Source organism: Chromobacterium piscinae (assembly GCF_021129175.1).
GTDB lineage: Bacteria > Pseudomonadota > Gammaproteobacteria > Burkholderiales > Chromobacteriaceae > Chromobacterium > Chromobacterium piscinae.
On record NZ_JAJOHV010000146.1, the window covers coordinates 1 to 2,486 of the forward strand.

Below are 2,486 nucleotides of genomic sequence, written 5' to 3' on the forward strand. Positions count from 1 at the left end.
TGTTCGGCGACGGCCGCGAAGCGGGGCAGGCGCTGGTGGCCGATCCGCGCGTCAAGGCGGTGGGCTTCACCGGCTCGCGCGGCGGCGGCCTGGCCTTGTGTCGGCTGGCGCAAAGCCGACCGGAGCCGATTCCGGTTTATGCGGAGATGAGCTCAACCAATCCGGTGTTTCTGCTGCCAGCGGCGCTGCGGGCGCGCGGCGAGGCGCTGGCGCAGGGCTTTGTCGGCTCGCTGACGCTGGGCGCGGGGCAGTTCTGCACCAATCCCGGCTTGATCATCGCCGAGCAAGGCCCGGCGCTGGATGGCTTCATCGCCGCCGCGTCCGCGCTGCTGCGGCAGTGCCCGGCGCAGACCATGCTGACGCCCGGCATCTTCCGCGCTTACCAGGCCGGCGTGGACGCGCTGTCCGGCCATGCCCGCCTGGCGGCCGCCGGCCTGCCGGCCACCGGGCCCAACCAGTGCCAGGCCCAGCTGTGGCTGGCAGACGCGGGCGATTATCTGGCCAATCCGGCGCTGCGCGCCGAGGTGTTCGGCGCCGCAGCCCTGATCGTGCAGTGTCGGGACGCGGCGGAGCTGCGCCAGCTTGCCGAGCAACTGGAGGGTCAGCTCACCGCCACATTGCAACTGGATGAGGGCGATCTGGACCTGGCCCACGCGCTGCTGCCCACGCTGGAGCGCAAGGCTGGCCGCATCCTGGTGAACGGCTGGCCCACCGGGGTGGAAGTGTGCGACGCCATGGTGCATGGCGCTGCGCCGCCTGCTGGATGGCGGTCGGGAGGGTTGAGCCATGGCGCCCGCTCTTGCGCCCGGCGCGGCCGTCATCGTGGTGGGCGCCGGCGTGGTCGGCATCGCCGCCGCCTTGCAGCTGCGGCTGGCCGGTTTCGAGGTGACTCTGCTGGACCGAGGCGAGCCGGCGATGGAAACCAGCTACGGCAACGCCGGCGCTTTCGCCGTCAGCGACGTGATCCCGCTGGCGGAGCCCGGCGTGCTGCGCAAGGTGCCTGGCTGGATGCTGGACCCGCTGGGGCCGCTGGCCCTGCGCTGGCGCTACCTGCCCACGCTGGCGCCCTGGCTGCTGCGTTTCCTGGCCGCCAGCCGACCGCGGCGGGTGGCCGAGCTGACGCAGGCGCTGGCCGCGCTGCTGGGCCGGGTCAACGACGACTACGCGGCGCTGATCGAGCGGGCCGGCCTGGGCCATCTGTGGCGGCGGCGCGGCAGCCTGACGCTGTACCGCAGCCGGGAGGAGTTCGACGCCGCCGCGCCGGCCTGGGACGACAAGCGCCGCCACGGCGTGCGCTGGCTGGCGCTGGGCCGCGACGCGCTCGGCGAAGGCGAGCCGGTCTTGCGCGAGGAATGGCAGTACGCGGTCCAGGTGCCGGCGTGGTCCCATGTGGACGACCCCTATGTTTTCAGCTGCGGCCTGTTTGACGCCTTTCTCCGAGAAGGTGGCCGCTTTGTGCGGGACGAGGCGCTGGCCTCTGTGATGGAAGCCGGCCGCGTGGTCGGCGTGGAGACGGCCGGCGGCGGCCATCTGCGCGCCGACGCGGTGGTGATCGCCTGCGGCGTGTGGAGCGACCGTTTCGTCAAACAACATCAATACCGCGTGCCGCTGGAAAGCGAGCGCGGCTATCACGTCAATTTGCCCAAGGCCGGCGTGGAGCTGCGCCACTTCATCCAGTGCGCCAGCGAGAGCTTCGTCATCCTGCCGATGGCCAACGGCGGGCTGCGCCTGGCCGGCACGGTGGAGCTGGCGCACCGCGACGCGCCGCCGGACTGGCGCCGCGCCCACATCCTGCTGGACAAGGCCAGGCGCATCGTCGGCGATTTCTCCACCGAAGACATGACGGTGTGGATGGGCAACCGTCCGTCGCTGCCGGACACCCTGCCCATCATCGGCCCGGCGCCGCTGCCGGGCCTGTGGTTCGCCACCGGCCACGGCCATCTGGGCCTGACGCTGGCGGCCACCACCGGAGCCTTGCTGCGCGACATGCTGCAGGGGCGGCCCCTGGCGTTGGACATGCAGCCGTATCGGCTATCTCGTTTTTGACCCTGCTTCAGGCCGGCGCAGACCGGCCGCTGCGGGGGAGCGGTAGCAGGGCGGGCCGGGTGGCTTGCCCTGGTCAATGCAGCAATAAAGGAGACATCTCATGGCTTGGAACAAACTGTTTGCGGAAATGAACTGGGTGGTGGCGCTGGGCGGCATGATGGCGCCGTTCGCCATGGCGGCGGCCCATGCCGATACTGTGGTCAAGATAGGCTTCGCCTCGCCGCTGTCCGGCCCGCAGGCCCACTATGGCAAGGACAACGAAAACGCCGCCAAAATGGCCGTGGACGATGTCAACGCCAAGGGACTGGTGGTGGGCGGGCAGAAGATCAAGTTCGAGCTGGTGTCCGAGGACGACCAGGCCGATCCCCGCATCGGCACCCAGGCGGCGCAGCGGCTGGTGGACGCTGGAGTGAAGGCCGTCATCGGCCACTTCAACTCCG

General features: G+C 70.7%; 2 protein-coding genes and 1 pseudogene. All 3 read left to right on the top strand.

Annotated elements, in window-relative coordinates; genetic code table 11:
• Positions 1 to 59: 59 nt before the first annotated feature.
• Positions 60 to 662: pseudogene (locus LQR33_RS23305) on the top strand (aldehyde dehydrogenase family protein); the annotation flags it as partial.
• A gap of 124 nt (positions 663 to 786) precedes the next feature.
• Positions 787 to 2,046 (top strand): NAD(P)/FAD-dependent oxidoreductase, encoded by a 1,260-nt coding sequence (locus LQR33_RS23310; RefSeq protein ID WP_231179766.1) that lies wholly within the window; start codon positions 787 to 789, stop codon positions 2,044 to 2,046.
• Positions 2,047 to 2,146: 100 nt separating this feature from the next.
• Positions 2,147 to 2,486: ABC transporter substrate-binding protein (locus LQR33_RS23315; protein ID WP_231470637.1), on the top strand; the 340-nt coding region annotated here is incomplete at its 3' end.

Coding starts and splice junctions, on each gene's coding strand:
- LQR33_RS23310 (WP_231179766.1), top strand. CDS start 787: ATGGCGCCCGCTCTTGCGCCCGGCGCGGCCGTCATCGTGGTGGGCGCC.